The following is a 14,530-nucleotide window of genomic DNA, read 5'->3' as shown; positions in this document are numbered from 1 at the left end:
TTGCGCCATCAATTCATTCATGACGCATCGGAGTCACGCGTTTTCTACATCATAATGATGGCCCGTTTGGTGGCCCATTTAACTTGCTCACTTCCGATGAAACGTCGCGCATCGTTGTACCATTCCCGCCGGTTGATCGCTGGCGTTGCCACGTGCCTTAGCCTTGCGCACGGCCCGCTCGCGCAGGCCGACGAAACCGTGCACTCGATCGACGGCGTGCGCGGTGCGTTACATTCGAGCGACACCCGCCAGATGTTCGACGCGTCGATGAGCGGCAAGCAGAACGACGGGTTCGGCACGAGGCTGCCGGCCGGTTTTACGACGGCGTTTCTGGTCGCACAGATGGCGCCGGGGGAAGACGCAGGTAGCGTTGTGATGGCGGGCGCGAAGCCTTGGCCGCTGCGCCCGCATAGCTACGTCGCGATGCTTTGCCTCGCCGATAATCCCGCCGATGCCGCCGAGGCCCGAAAGTATGGCGCACCTCCATGCGATATTTTGGGCGATGACGCCAGGGACGCGCGGCGTGTCTGGTTCGGCGTTTTTGAAAGTACGGAGGCGGGCGCACCGCGATTGGTGGCGCGCACCGAATCGCCGGTCGCAACACCGACCGACTGGAACGACACGAATATCGAACTGCCCGATAGCCTTGAAGAAGGCGCTGCGGGAAGCGACATGAAGGCCATGCCCACAAGCTGGTCGCGTTTCGATCTCGCCGCTTATCAACTGCGCACGGGCGAATACGCATTCGGTGTGCGTGCCGGCTGGAGCGTGGGTTACGCGGGCGGCGGAGCCGATTTCGAAGCGCTCTATCTTTTCGCCATCGACGGAAACACACTACATGTCGTCTTCGCGCAGCCAATGGCCTTCGACAAGATGATCGCTGGCGACTGGCACAAGGACGGCACGCGCAGCCACGACGTCGACGACGGAGCCAATGCGCTGACCGTGCTTCCTTCGACAACGGCGGGCTATCACGATCTCCAGCTGCGGGAGAAAGCGGGCGGCAAATGGCGTCGCACCTTTAAATGGTCGAGCGCGGACCATCGCTATCAATAAGCCGGCGGCCAGGGCAAAGCCGAGAGGAGGGCCGCAAGCCTTTCCGATGAGTTTTCGCGAACGCAGGCATCGGAATATGTCACTTGTCGCCCCAATTGTGGCTACTTAGGATCAATCCGACTAGTCGCGGTGGGAGCGCTCGGCACAGCCGACGCGGGCCCGGTCTTCACTCTCTCGTCGGATGCCCAGCATGATCGACCCCAATAAAAGCAGACGCGCCAGCCTCGCGGTATTCGCGCTGCTCTATCTCGGCTACTGCATTTCGTATATCGATCGCTCGGCGATTGCCTTGTCGCTGGTGGCGATCGGCAAGGAGTTTCACGTAGGCTCGGCGGCGCTCGGCGTGGTCATGAGCACCTTTTACATCAGCTACGCCGCCATGCAGATTCCTGGCGGCTGGATTGCCGACCGCTGGGGCAGCAAGAAAGTCATTGTCGTTTCGGTGGCGTTCTGGTCCGTGTTCACGCTGATGACCGGCCTCGCGTGGTCGCTGGCCTCGCTGATCGCGATCCGCTTTATCTTCGGTCTGGGCGAAGGCGGCTATCCTGGCGCTGCGGTCAAGGGCGTGACGGAATCTTGCGCGCGCGCCGATCGTCCGAAGATGTCCGCGTTGTTGATGTCGTCGAATTACGTGGGGAGTTTTATTGCGCCGCTCGCCATTGCGCCCCTCATTTTGCTGCTGGGCTGGCGTCATGCGTTTGTCGTGGCGGGTTGCGCCGGTCTGGTGTTCGCGCTCTTTTATCTGTTCGCGGTAAAAGATACGCATCAGAAACGCGATTCGACGGGCCGCACCGCGCGCATCGACGGCGCCGCCACGCGTGCGCTCCTCAAAATGCCGCTGATGTGGAAGATTTTGCTGACCTGGTTCGGCATGGGCATCGTCAACAAGGGACTCGATGCCTGGATGCCCGCCTATCTGCTGACCGAGCGCCATCTCGATCTCAAGGCGGTCGGTATGCTCACGCCCTTGCCATTCGTGGCGGCGAGTATTTCGACGGCGCTGGGCGGCTGGATTCTCACGCGCTGGTTCGATGGCCGCGAGAAGTGGTTGATGGCGGCCTGCTGCGCGATTTCAGGCTTCTTTCTCTATGAGATGTATACGGCTGAAACGGTGACGGGCGTGATTGCGTTTCAATCGATCGTCTACTTCTTCAAGTCGTTCGTGTTTGCAGGCGTATTCGCGCTGCCGGCTAAATTCCTGCCGCAAAAACTCATTGGCACGGGCGCGGGTATGGTGAATTTCGGCGGACAGGTCGCGGGATTCGTTGCGCCCGCGGTGATTGGCCTGCTGGTCTCCGTTACCGGCAACTACAACGCCGTATTTGGTTTCCTGATCGTGGCGACGGCGTTTGCGCTCGTGACCAGTCTGTCGATCCGTCTCTCGCCCGAAGCCGATGCACGACTGGGCGCGCCCGGCGAGGCCTGAGCGCATTGGCGGACAATGAGGCGCTATGATGGAGCATTCCGCGTATTCCCATCGATCCATCATGAGCGCCCGTATTCTTCAGGAAGCCGCTGTTCGCTACTTCCTCGAAGTGGTCAACACCGGTTCCGTTGCCGATGCCGCCAGCCGGCTCAATGTCGTGCCGTCGGCGGTGAGCCGCCAGATTGCGCGGCTCGAAAGCGAACTCGGTACGCCGCTTTTCGTGCGTCAATCGCGCGGCATGGTGCCGAGCAAGGCGGGTGAAATGCTCGCCGCCTACGCGCGCCGCTCGCAACTGGACGCCGAACAGATTTCACTGGAAATCGACGCCTTGCGCGGCGAAGCCGAACGCACGATCCGTATTGCCTGCACAGAAGGTTTCTCGGCCGCATTTTTGCCGCGTGCAATGGCGGAGTTTCGCCGCACGGTTGCGCCCGCTTCGTTTGAAGTCGTGCTCGATACGGCGGCAGGCGTCACGCAGCGCGTGCGCGAAGCCGAATGTGATATTGGCCTCACATTCAGTTTCGGGCCGGAAAAAGATATTCAGGTGGCGTTTGCCGCGCCTTCGCCGATCTTCGCAATCGTGGCGGCCTCGCATCCGCTTGCGCAATCGGCGCAGGTGTCGTTTCGGGAATTGCTGGCTTATCCGCTTGCCTTGCCGGGCGTTCAATCCACATTGCACAAGCTGATCGATATCTATTGCAGCCGCGAAGGCGTGGCGTGCAAAAGCGTGCTGAGCAGCGCCACGCTAGAAACGCTGCTGGGTTTTACGCTTGCCAGCGACGCCGTCACTTTCAGCGGCGAACTATTCGTGCGCCCGCGTCTCGCGAGCGGGGAACTGGTGGCGTTGCCCGTGCCGGAACTGACTGCGAGCGAGCGCACGGTGGAAATACAGACGCTTGCGCGGCGCGCATTGCCGCCCTTGCTGCAAGCGTTTATCGAACGTTTGAGCGGCGAACTGTCGTCGCATGTCGATTGAAAAAGCAGTGATCAAAAGTGAATTGACCTTTCGATAATCATCACTGGCGGTGGTATTGGTCGTCGTCTACATTGGGCGAACTCCTGCTTGCCGCTAAATGGACTGTCCGATGAACGATCGCCACGAACTCACCCGTCATAGCGCTGTCGCGCTGCGCGCGCTGTTGCAGACGCGCGAAATCTCCGCCGTTGAATTGCTCGAAGCCTGTATCGCGCGAATCGAAACACTCAATCCTTATGTGAACGCCATCACGGCCACGAGTTTCGAGCGCGCGCGCATCGAAGCCCGCGCAGCCGATGCGGCACTCGCGCGTGGCGAATCCGTTGGCGCCTTGCACGGTTTGCCGATCGGCATCAAGGATCTCGAAGAGACCGAAGGCCTCCTCACAACGTACGGCTCGCCGATCTATCGCGCGAATGTGCCGGCGCAGGACAACACGCTGGTGCGCCGTCTGCGTGCAGCCGGGGCGATCGTCGTCGGCAAGACCAACGTGCCGGAAATGGGTGCGGGCGCAAACAGTTTCAATCCGGTTTGGGGCGCGACGGGTAATCCCTTCGATCCGCGCCTGAATGCGGGCGGCTCCTCGGGCGGATCGGCGGCGGCGCTCGCGCTCGATCTGGTGCCGCTCGCCAGCGGCTCCGACACGGGCGGCTCGCTGCGCATTCCCGCTGCGAAATGCGGTGTCGTCGGTCTGCGTACCTCGCCGGGACTCGTGCCGAGCGATCGCAAACCGCTCGGCTGGACGCCGATTGCGGTCGTGGGCCCGATGGGCCGCAATGTCGAGGACACCTGGCTGCAACTCGCGGCGACAGTCGGCCAGTCGGGCAGCGATCCGCTCGGCTATCCGTTTGCCATGAATCCGACCATGGACGGCCGTGCGCTCACGGATGTATCGAAACTGCGTATCGGCTACACGGAAGATTTCGGCGTGTGCGAAGTCGATAACGATATTCGCGCCGTGTTTCGCCGCAAGATCGAATACCTGCGCCGCGAGGTGGCGATATGCGAGCCGATCGAGGTGGATTTCGCCGGCGCGCATCGTTGCTTCGACGTGCTGCGCGCCGAAGCCTTTGTCGCGGGCCTGCAAAAAGCCTATGAAGCCGACCCGGATTCGCTCGGACCCAATCCGCGCGCGAACTATGAAATGGGTATCAACCTCGGACTCGCGGATTGCGTGCGCGCGCATGGCGATCAGACGCGCCTGTTCCGCCGCTTCCAGACGCTATTCGATCGCTACGATGTGATTCTTTCGCCCACCACGCCGGTTTCGCCGTTCCCGTGGGTGCAGCCGTATCTGAAATCGGTGAATGGCGTCGAGCTGGAGAATTACTATCGCTGGCTCTCGCTCACTTATGTGGTGACGCTCGCGACCAATCCGGCCTTGTCGCTGCCGTGCGGTGTCGATCATCGCGGCATGCCATTCGGCTTGCAGATGATCGGCGCATTTCGCGGCGATCTCGCGCTGCTCGATGCCGCGCGTGCCTTTGAAACGCTGTTCGAAACTTCCGAAGAAACGCGACGTCCTATTCCCGACGCCGCGAAACTGCGCGCATCGAAAGTGGACCTGAAGTCCATCGTCACGCATCCGCCCGTGCTCGATGCTGTCGCGTCTTCCCATCACTCCGCCTCCGCTGTCTGAATTCAAAATGATCGAATCGATTTACGGCAAGCCGCTCGACACCTGGCTGCACGAATACCCGCTCCTGCGCGAACTCATGGCGCTCGAACCTGTCGAGTGGTTCAATCCGGCCGTCGCGCCGCTCGCTGAAGCGATTCACGACATTCCGCTCGACGCCGCCCATATCGCCGACGCGAGCGCGCGTCTGCAGCGATTCGCGCCGTTCCTCGCCGAGGCTTTCGACGATGTGCGCGCGGCGGGCGGCATCATCGAATCGCCGTTGACGGAAGTGCCCGCATTTGCACAGGCACTGAGCCAGCGCTACGACGTCGAAACGCCTGCACGTCTGCTGCTGAAACAGGATAGCCATCTGCCGATTTCCGGTTCGATCAAGGCGCGCGGCGGTATTTACGAAGTGCTCTTTCACGCCGAGCAACTCGCTATCCGTCACGGCCTGCTCAAAGAAGACGACGATTACCGCGTGCTCGCGGGCGACGCATGCCGTGCGCTGTTTCGCCAGCACAGTATCGCGGTGGGGTCGACGGGTAATCTGGGTATGTCGATCGGCATTGCCAGCGCAACGCTGGGCTTCGCGACGACCGTGCATATGTCCGCCGATGCGCGGCAGTGGAAAAAGGACCGTTTGCGCGCGCATGGCGTCACAGTGGTGGAATACGCGGGCGATTATGGCGAGGCAATCGAAAGCGGGCGGCGTCTCGCGGAAAACGATCCGATGTGCCATTTCGTCGACGATGAAAACTCGACGACGCTGTTCCTCGGCTATGCCGTCGCGGGCGAGCGTTTGAAGCGTCAGCTCGACGCCGCGAACGTGCGCGTGGATGCGGCGCATCCGCTCTTTGTGTATCTGCCGTGCGGTGTCGGCGGCGGTCCTGGCGGCGTGGCGTTCGGTCTGAAACTCGCGTTCGGCGATGCCGTGCATTGCGTCTTTGCGGAACCGACGCATTCGCCCTGTATGTTGATGGGCGTGCTCACCGGGCTGCACGAAGCGCTTGCCGTGCAGGACTTTGGCATCGACAACGTGACGGCCGCCGACGGTCTTGCGGTGGGGCGTCCGTCCGGTTTCGTGGGCCGCGCGATGCAGCGCATGATCGACGGCTATTACACGGTCGATGACCGCGAACTCTATGCGCTGCTCGCGCTGATGGCGCAAACGCAGGATATCCGTCTGGAGCCGTCTGCGCTGGCGGGCGCGCCAGGTTTCGCGCGCGTTTCGAAGGCGCCGCAGGACTATCGCGCGCGCATGCAGCTCGACGATACGGCCATGCAAAATGCCACGCATGTGATCTGGGCGACGGGCGGCGGCATGGTGCCGCCCGCGGAAATGAACGCGTATCTCGAGACGGGCCGCCAGGCGCTGGCCTAGAAAATGCGCTCGGGTTTGGTAGGCTTGACGGCTTCCAGCAGCGGTTTGCCGGTAGCGATCTCGCTGCCAACCCGCACAATTACGGCAGGCACGGCGATGATCGCGTGAATCACCATCGCTATCGCGAGATACACACCAAACTCCAGCCGCCGCAGCATACCGGGAGCACGGCCTTCCTTGTCGCCGAGGAAGGCCGCCTGCAACGACGCCACGTTTTTCCATTGCGCACGGTCGATTTCATCGCGCGTCGTGCGGCGATAGAGATTGCGGCTACGGCAACCCAGTGAAAATGCCCGCCACATTCTGCGTGGCTGCAAAATCCATCCTGTCGACAAGGCAATCAGATTCATGATGCCGAGTATCGGCGACGCCAGCATCGATCCGGTGCCCAGCTCCCACGCGCTGACTTCTCCTTCGCCAATTCGCCCCACGCTGTAACCCGTGATCATGTGGTGCAGATCGTGATATTTCAGGTAGCGATGCCGGGTTTCGATATTCGGCAATGGCACCAGCAGGCAACCGGTAAATACCGGCACTGTGCGCGGATGCGGGCCTTTCGAGGACGGCGCAAAACCGCAGCGTCGATAAAACTCGTTGAGTTCTTCCTGTAGCGTCATGGTCTCTATTCGATAAGCGTCGCGCTGATATTCATTTTAAATAGCGCGTGATTTGCGCGTCATTGGCGTGATTTGCGCGCGTTCATGCTTATACACCACACCGCTGAAATAGCGGTCCGCTAACGCGCAAGCGTCCAGATCAGCGAGCCTGAAAAGAGCGCGACCACGATCGACGCGCATCGCTGGATCATGGCGGGGCGCATACGCGGCAGCCGACCTTCGCGCGGCGCGGCGCCAATTGCGATCCAGATGCAGCCGATGGGAATCAGCAGCAGCGCGAAGATCGCCATGGCTTCCAGCCACGTTTCGAATGTCGTGAATGCTTCGGGCGGAAAAATCGATCCGGCAAACAGAATGGCTTTGGGATTGAGCACGGTTGCGCTGAACAGCGTGCGCGCGCCAATAACCCTGGCTGCGGACGTTTCGATCGAATTAGCCGTGAGCCACAGGCGGATGGCGAGCCACGCAAGGTAGAGCGCGCTGGCGAGGCGCAAGGTCCTGGGCAGCCATGCCAGCGACTGTGACGCGTGTGTGAAGCAGAGGCCCCACAACGAAATCGATACCAGATAGCCCGCCAGTTCCGCGACGCTCAGATGGGCGGAACGCCGGAAGCCCTGACCGAGGCCGGCGGCGGCGAGCAGGGTATTGGTCGGTCCTGGCATGAGCAGCACGATCGCGCTGCCCGACGCCATCAGCGCGGCGGTGGAAAAGGAGAGCATGGGAGGATAAGTGGGGTCAAACAAAAACCGGACAGGAATCAAAGAGCATTCAGACTGGATCGGTGCGCCATCACAGCCGTCGGGCGACATTTTAAGGCTTTCGCACCCGCGGCCGCATTCAGTCATATTCAGCGGAATTCAGGCGGAGCGGCACATCTCATTAGCGCGCGAGTGCATTGAACAGGAACGTTGCAATCACAACGTTATCGATCTGTCTATCTCGATTCACCCTTTTTGCGCGCGTGCGGTGAGCATGCAGGAATCCTCGATATTCGCTGGATCGACCGGATCGGCTGGATTGCAGCGGGTGGTCGTCACCGGCATGGGGATCGTCTCGTGCCTGGGCAATACGCTGGACGGCGTAGCCGCGCGCCTGCGCGAAGGGCGCGGCGGCATCACGCGCGTGGAGGCCTGGCGCGCGCGCGGCTTCGCGAGTCAGGTGGCGGCGGTCGCAACCGTGGAGGGCGAAACGCCGTTTGCGCGCAAGGCCGAACGCTTTATGGGCGATACCGCGCGCTTTGCCTGCCACGCCGCGCGCAGCGCCATCGCCGATGCGGGTATCGACGAAGCGGCTTTGCGGCACCCGCGTGTTGGCGCGGTGGTCGGCTCGGGCGTCGGCACGATGTCGGCGTATGACGCGGCCATGGCCTGCGCGCAGGCGCGCGGCGTGGACCGCGTGCCGCCCTATACCGTGCCGCAGGCCATGAGCAGTACCGCATCGGCGAATCTCGCGCATGTGTTCGGCATGGAAGGCGTGACGTATTCGCCGTCATCGGCCTGCACGACATCGGCGCTGGCGATCGGTCAGGCGATGCAGTTGATCCAGACCGGCCGTCAGGATGTGGTGCTGGCGGGCGGCAGCGAGGCGCTGCACGACAACATGACGTTGATGTTCGACGCCATGGGTGCGCTGTCACGCGGCTTCAACGACACGCCTGGGCAGGCGTCGCGGCCCTACGACGTGCGCCGCGATGGCTTCGTGATCGGCTCCGGCGCGGGGGTGCTGGTGCTCGAATCGCTTGCCCACGCGCAGTCGCGCGGCGCGCGTATCTACGCCGAACTGACGGGCTTCGGCCATTGCACGGACGGCGTGCAACTGGTCGCGCCGCAGGCGGGCGGGATTGCGCGCGCGATGCGTGCATCGCTCGACGAAGCGGCCTCGTGGCCCGATTACATCAACACGCACGCGCCTTCGACGCCTTCGGGCGATGTCGAGGAACTGCTCGCGCTGCGCGCCGTGTTTGGCGCGGCAGTGCCGGCGTTTTCGTCGACCAAGGCCTTGAGCGGCCATCCGCTTGGCGCCTGCGGGGCGCACGAAGCGATCTACACCTTGCTGATGATGCGCGACGGCTTTATCGCGGGCGCCGTGGGTATCGACGATCTCGATGCGGGCGCGGCGGAAATGCCGCTCGTGCGGGCGACGCGGCAGGCGCGCATGGCTTCGGCGATGTCGGTTTCGTTTGGGTTCGGCGGGAGTTGCGCGAGCCTGATGTTTCGCGCCTGGAACGACAAGTGACGTTGCAGGCAACCCTGAAAATGACGAGGAAAACCATGAGAACACCGAGCCTGACACTGAGCGCAGCCGCGCTGATCAGCCTGACGCTGGCCGCTTGCGGCACGGAACTGAAGACGCTGCCGTTGCAGGGCGCGTTGCATCCCGTTACGTCTGTTACGAATACCGCGAATGCCGCACCGGCTACGCCGAATGCGGTCTCCGATGTGGCGGTGTATTTCGGTGCGCAGCCGCATGCCGACGTCGTGCACCGTATCGGCGATGCGTCGCACGCTATCCGTGTCGCGCGCGCAACCGACGACGGCGATGTCGCCTGCAACAAGGCGCTCGCGGAAGGACTCGACAAGCTGCGCAACGACGCCCGCGAGAAGAAGGCGAACGCCGTCATCAACGTGACCACGCGCTTTCATGGCAGCCACTCGGAATCGTCCACCGAATTCAACTGCGGTCTGAGCCGCAGCGCCGCGGCGATCGTCGTGAAGGGCGATCTTGTCGTGCTGCAAGCCAATTGATTCATTGACCCAACGGAGAGCAAAAAAGATGAAGAAGCTTTGGATGCTGAGCGCGCTGTGCGCGGCTTTCGCAACGTCGCACGTCTACGCGCGCGATTCGGTGAGTACCTATGCGGTGGACGCCGCGCTCAAGAGCGAGCCAGGCAAGGTGAGCGACGATATCGGCCTGTATTTTGCGGGCCAGTCGCATCCGGCCGTGCAGAAAACCATCGGCGAGTTTGCGACCAACAAGAAGACCAATGCGTTCGGCAAGAGCGATGAAGCGGCCTGCCAGCACGTGTTTCTTTCGGCCGTGCTGGAACTGCAGGAACGCGCGCGCAAGGAAGGCGGCAACGCGGTCATCAACATCAAGAGCAACTACAAGAAAGACCTGCGCGCGAGCGCCACGGAATTCACCTGCGGCGCGGGCGCCGTGGTGGCGGGCGTCGCGCTGGTGGGCGACGTCGTGACGCTGAAAGCGAAGTAAGCGCGGAAACGCACGGCCTGAGTTGTTGAAGCGGGGGCCCATGCCAGCACGGGCTGCCGCTTCAATCGGCCTGATCGCTATTTGTCAGACCGTTGCGTCCGCTTTCACGGCTGCCACGTTGACAAGCGTTTCGCGCCGCTTGCCGGGCTTCGGACGATGCAGACCCAGACGCTCGAACAGCCCGAAGTCGGCGGCACGGCTCCACCACAAATAGGGGAGCGAGACATTGCGCTTTGTGAAGCGGAATCCGCCATGGCGTATCATTTCAAGATACTCGTCGGCGCTTTTCTGCACTTCCATCGGATGGCGGAACAGCAGGCGGATCACCCATGAACGAATGTAGGCCTCGGTGGACTCGGCGAATAACAGGATGCCGCCGGGTTTGAGCACACGATGGAATTCCGCGAGCGCGCGTTCCTGTTCGACCAGGTGATGAAAGGTCTGGTGACAGAACACGATGTCCGCGCTGGCCGAGGGCAGCGGCAGGTTCGCGCAGTCGCCATGCAGTACGTCGAATGCGATTTGCGATGGATTCGGACAGGCACGCGCGGCCTGCCTCGCAAGTTCGAGCGAATCTTCGTGATAGTCGATACCGACGATGCGACGCGGGTGAAACGCCTCTGCGAGCAGGTGAAACGATTTGCCCTGGCCGCAGCCGACATCGACGATCGTAGGAGCCGTGGGCAGAGGCGGGTCGATCAGGCGTTTGAGGTCGTTGATCGCGACACGCAGGACATGATGTTCCCACGTGTGCGTGCGGAGAAACCAGATGCCGAAGGCCGTCTCCGGCACGAACGGCACCTGCTTTGATTCGGAAACCGACATATTTTTTCCCCGATGCATTTCCGGTCCTGGAAGAGAAGGGGCATTGTAATGGCAAGGGCGGCGTGAATGGCGTGAGGTCGACGTCAAAGCGGTCATCGCGTCGCGCATTCGTGCGACGCACGCAGGAAGAGCTTAGGAATTATGGAACACAGTCAGGAAGAGACAGTAAAGGACGCTGCGATCCAGCGTGAAACGGTCGACGTGGCCATCATCGGCGCGGGTCCTTCGGGTGCGCTTGCGGCGGCGCTGCTGCGCAAGTCCGGCCGTTCGGTGCTGGTGCTCGAACGTCAGCATTTTCCGCGCTTTTCGATCGGCGAAAGTCTGCTGCCGCAGAGCATGGCGTACCTCGAAGAAGCGGGCATGTTGCAGGCCGTTGTGGAAGCCGGCTTTCAGTACAAGAACGGTGCGCAGTTCGTGTGGCGCGATCGCGCTACGGCCTATGACTTCCGCGATAAACATTCGCCGGGCTGGGGCACGACGTATCAGGTCGAGCGCGCGAAATTCGACGACGTGCTGATTCAATGCGCGGCTCAGCAGGGTGCGCAAGTGCGCTTCGGTCATACGGTGCTGGCGATGCATCCGGGCGACGCGCCGGTGCTCGAAGTGGCCGACGAAAGCGGCGCGCGCTACGACGTTCACGCGCGCTTTGTGCTCGATGCGAGCGGCTTTGGCCGCGTGCTGCCGCGTCTGTTGAATCTGGAAGCGCCAACCGGCATGCCCACGCGCGCGGCGATCTTCAGCCATGTGCGCGACGGCCTCGCACTCGACGACTTCGATCGCAACAAGATCTGCGTCGCGACGCATCCTGAGCATCGTGATGTGTGGTTCTGGATGATTCCGTTGGCGGGCGGCCGCTCGTCGGTGGGCTGCGTGGCCGACGCCGCGTTTCACGACATGCCTGAAGACGAGCGCGAGGCGCGTCTGCGCACGCTGATTCGCGAGGAACCGACGCTGAACCGTTTGATCGGCGACGCCCCTTTCGTGATGCCGGTGCGGCAGATCGGCGGCTATGCGGCCAATGTCGAACGTCTGCACGGGCCCGGTTATGCATTGCTCGGCAACGCGGGAGAGTTTCTCGATCCGGTATTTTCGTCGGGCGTTACGATCGCATTGCGTTCGGCGCGTCAGGCAGTCCAGGTGCTGGAGCGCGTGCTCGAAGGCGAGACTGTGGATTGGCACGCCGACTACGACGTGCCTTTGCGCAAGGGGATCGATACGTTCCGTGCGTTCGTCGAGCGCTGGTACACGGGCGAGTTGCAGGACATCATTTATTACCCGCGCCAGACGCCCTTGATTCGACGCATGATCTGCTCGGTGCTCGCCGGTTACGCATGGGATGAGAGCAATCCGTATGTGGCGGAACCGGATCGCCGGCTCAATACCTTGTACGAGGCCTGCAAGTCCTGAGCGAATGGCGCGGCAATACGCATCAGAACTTGTGCGTAATGCCGACGATGACGCCGCGCGCGGTCGCGCCCGGCGTCATGGCGATACCGGAATACTCCGTGCCGTTGAGCGTGTAGCTGGCCTGATTGCGGTTATCGATCAAACCGGCCGCAGCGTAGAGAATCGACGACTTCGAGAGAAAGTATTCATAGGACAGACCGATCTGTTGCGCGTTGTTGCCCTTTCCGGTGCGATCGTGCAGATAACCGTACATCACTGCGATCTCATTGGCCGGATTGAACAGGTAGGAAGCAGAAGCCGAATAGGTGGCTTCATTCTGGCTATGATCGGATTGGGTTTCCGTGTGATAGACCAGATAAAAGCGTGCCGCCTTGACCCGTAACGACGTGACGGCGGTGAAAACCTTCTGCATCGACGTGCCGGTTGCGTTGTCCTGCTGGTCGTAGCCGGCCGCAACGTGCCACGGTCCATTGATGTATTTCACCACTACGTTATAGGTTTGAATGCCGTTGGAGGGCTGCGTGGTGGAGTCGCGCAGGCCCACCAAAAATTGCGCGGTTAGGCCGTGCCAGTCTGGCGTAAACCAGGTAATGGCGTTGCTTGCCCGCACGGAGACATCGTCGAAATCGTTGAGCGGCGAGGCAATGGATTTCGCGGCCAGCGGATCGATTTCGCCGTCCAGATAGAGATATTGAGGCTTCTTTTGCCGGCCAAAGCGCAATTCGCCGAAGCTTCCCGACAAACCGACCCAGGCAAGACGATTGAATGCATCGGCTGAATTCTGTGCTGCGCCATTTACGGCGGAAAAGCCTTGTTCCAGCTGGAAATTCACATGAAGGCCACCGCCCAGATCCTCGTGGCCGATGAAACCATAGACGGTTGCGAACAGACCGCCCGACGAAGCGCGGATCACATGATTCGCACCGCCGCCGCTCTGATATTCGATGCCGTTATCGACGATGCCGTAGAGCGTGACGGAAGACTGGGCATGGGCGGGCTGGAAGGAAAACGACGAGATCGCGGCGGACGCGGCGAGAAGGGTCTTCTTCATTTATCTCCATGTCTGTTTATTGTCGGCACCCTGACGAAATCGCAAGGCCAGCCCATGGTAGGAAATTGAAGGAGCGGAGTCCCTGCAATAAATGTTGATTCGCTTGAATTTTTTGCTGATGCGAACGCGGGTGATGCGTGCGGTAATTTGTGGAGTGGTGTGTGGGTGGTCGGTTAATTTGACCGGTATGCACGTGGGTAAAGTCGTGCACAATAGCGCGCATGGATACTGCAGATCTTGAACGCCTCGTTACGCTTGCGATGCCCTTTGGGAAGTACAAAGGTCGGCTGATTGCCGATCTGCCTGGGCATTATCTCAACTGGTTTGCAAGGGAGGGATTTCCGCCGGGGGAGATTGGCAGGCTGCTCGCGCTGATGCAGGAGATGGATCATAACGGGCTGCGGGAGTTGCTGGTGCCGTTGCGGAAGCGGGGGTAGGTTTTGGTTTTTTTGTGCTGCTTTTTGGGCATTTCCTTGTTTTCGTGTCGGTCTATTAGCGTTGCCCCTGTGCGGGGCGGCACCTACTTTTCTTTGCAGCGGCAAAGAAAAGTAGGCAAAAGAAAGCCGCTCACACCGCCAGTGTGACGCAGTCGGCAAACCGCCTTTTAGGGGGAAAGGTATAGGAGCATCCGGTCCCTCGCACCCTACCACTAAGTGACAAGGCGCCCGCCCACCCGGGGGCGCTGCGCGCCCCGAGGGGCATAACGCAAACGCAAACCGAAGGTTTGCTGGATTCACGAAAACGCTTGAATTTCAGGGGTTTCCCACGCATACCCGGCCGTTGCACGCGCAGCGAGCAACGGGATGAATGACGGCTTTGTCACTCAGTTTGAAGGTGCGGGATGGCAGACGCCCCTATACCATTCCCCGCGTAAGGCTGTTTGTGGACTGCGTCATTCTGGCGTTTGTAGCGGCTTTCTTTTGCCTACTTTTCTTTGCCGCTGCAAAGAAAAGTAGGTGC

At 61.3% G+C, this 14,530-nt stretch carries 14 protein-coding genes; 10 read left to right on the top strand and 4 right to left on the bottom strand.

Annotated elements, in window-relative coordinates:
• Positions 1 to 54: 54 nt before the first annotated feature.
• The 5 genes from G3N59_RS02680 (at position 55) to dsdA (ending at position 6,460) form a co-directional block, all read left to right on the top strand.
• A complete protein-coding gene (locus G3N59_RS02680) occupies positions 55 to 1,056 on the top strand; it encodes a hypothetical protein (protein ID WP_241023124.1) in 1,002 nt (333 codons plus the stop codon).
• A gap of 190 nt (positions 1,057 to 1,246) precedes the next feature.
• The gene (locus tag G3N59_RS02675) at positions 1,247 to 2,482 is read left to right on the top strand and encodes an MFS transporter (RefSeq protein ID WP_205980971.1); all 1,236 of its coding nucleotides are present in this window, start codon (positions 1,247 to 1,249) and stop codon (positions 2,480 to 2,482) included.
• A gap of 61 nt (positions 2,483 to 2,543) precedes the next feature.
• Positions 2,544 to 3,458, top strand: a complete 915-nt coding sequence (locus tag G3N59_RS02670; protein WP_241023123.1) for a LysR family transcriptional regulator — start codon at positions 2,544 to 2,546, stop codon at positions 3,456 to 3,458.
• A gap of 109 nt (positions 3,459 to 3,567) precedes the next feature.
• Positions 3,568 to 5,097, top strand: coding sequence for an amidase family protein (locus G3N59_RS02665; RefSeq protein ID WP_205980969.1), 1,530 nt, complete (start codon positions 3,568 to 3,570; stop codon positions 5,095 to 5,097).
• 7 nt (positions 5,098 to 5,104) lie between these two features.
• On the top strand, positions 5,105 to 6,460 hold the full coding sequence (dsdA, locus tag G3N59_RS02660) for a D-serine ammonia-lyase (protein WP_205980968.1): 1,356 nt from the start codon (positions 5,105 to 5,107) through the stop codon (positions 6,458 to 6,460).
• Here dsdA and G3N59_RS02655 read toward each other — a convergent pair.
• Positions 6,457 to 7,077 carry a hypothetical protein gene (locus G3N59_RS02655; protein ID WP_205980967.1) on the bottom strand — a complete coding sequence of 207 codons (621 nt, stop codon included), beginning with the start codon at positions 7,075 to 7,077 and terminating at the stop codon, positions 6,457 to 6,459. The genes dsdA and G3N59_RS02655 overlap by 4 nt on opposite strands.
• A 119-nt stretch (positions 7,078 to 7,196) precedes the next feature.
• Positions 7,197 to 7,796: a LysE family transporter gene (locus G3N59_RS02650; RefSeq protein ID WP_205980966.1), complete on the bottom strand. Its 600-nt coding sequence runs from the start codon at positions 7,794 to 7,796 to the stop codon at positions 7,197 to 7,199.
• Positions 7,797 to 8,049: 253 nt separating this feature from the next.
• Here G3N59_RS02650 and G3N59_RS02645 point away from each other — a divergent pair, with 253 nt between their 5' ends.
• The 3 genes from G3N59_RS02645 to G3N59_RS02635 are packed head-to-tail and all read left to right on the top strand — an operon-like array spanning position 8,050 to position 10,287.
• A complete protein-coding gene (locus tag G3N59_RS02645) occupies positions 8,050 to 9,312 on the top strand; it encodes a beta-ketoacyl synthase N-terminal-like domain-containing protein (RefSeq protein WP_205980965.1) in 1,263 nt (420 codons plus the stop codon).
• A gap of 35 nt (positions 9,313 to 9,347) precedes the next feature.
• A complete protein-coding gene (locus tag G3N59_RS02640; RefSeq protein ID WP_205980964.1) occupies positions 9,348 to 9,821 on the top strand; it encodes a signal peptidase in 474 nt (157 codons plus the stop codon).
• A gap of 28 nt (positions 9,822 to 9,849) precedes the next feature.
• Positions 9,850 to 10,287, top strand: coding sequence for an excinuclease ABC subunit A (locus G3N59_RS02635; RefSeq protein WP_205980963.1), 438 nt, complete (start codon positions 9,850 to 9,852; stop codon positions 10,285 to 10,287).
• 84 nt (positions 10,288 to 10,371) lie between these two features.
• Here G3N59_RS02635 and G3N59_RS02630 read toward each other — a convergent pair whose 3' ends face one another.
• On the bottom strand, positions 10,372 to 11,112 hold the full coding sequence (locus tag G3N59_RS02630; RefSeq protein WP_205981078.1) for a class I SAM-dependent methyltransferase: 741 nt from the start codon (positions 11,110 to 11,112) through the stop codon (positions 10,372 to 10,374).
• A 141-nt stretch (positions 11,113 to 11,253) separates the two neighbouring features.
• On the opposite strand from G3N59_RS02630, the gene G3N59_RS02625 reads away from it, so the two are divergent.
• The gene (locus tag G3N59_RS02625) at positions 11,254 to 12,519 is read left to right on the top strand and encodes an NAD(P)/FAD-dependent oxidoreductase (RefSeq protein WP_205980962.1); all 1,266 of its coding nucleotides are present in this window, start codon (positions 11,254 to 11,256) and stop codon (positions 12,517 to 12,519) included.
• Between the two features lie 22 nt (positions 12,520 to 12,541).
• Here the strand turns inward: G3N59_RS02625 and G3N59_RS02620 are convergent, their stop codons facing one another.
• On the bottom strand, positions 12,542 to 13,570 hold the full coding sequence (locus G3N59_RS02620; RefSeq protein ID WP_205980961.1) for a porin: 1,029 nt from the start codon (positions 13,568 to 13,570) through the stop codon (positions 12,542 to 12,544).
• Between the two features lie 221 nt (positions 13,571 to 13,791).
• Here G3N59_RS02620 and G3N59_RS02615 point away from each other — a divergent pair, with 221 nt between their 5' ends.
• Positions 13,792 to 14,007 carry a DUF3820 family protein gene (locus tag G3N59_RS02615; RefSeq protein ID WP_205980960.1) on the top strand — a complete coding sequence of 72 codons (216 nt, stop codon included), beginning with the start codon at positions 13,792 to 13,794 and terminating at the stop codon, positions 14,005 to 14,007.
• The last annotated feature ends 523 nt before the right edge of the window (positions 14,008 to 14,530 follow it).

This window comes from Paraburkholderia sp. Ac-20340, assembly GCF_017104965.1.
GTDB lineage: Bacteria > Pseudomonadota > Gammaproteobacteria > Burkholderiales > Burkholderiaceae > Paraburkholderia.
This window is presented reverse-complemented; position numbering and strand designations above follow the sequence as displayed.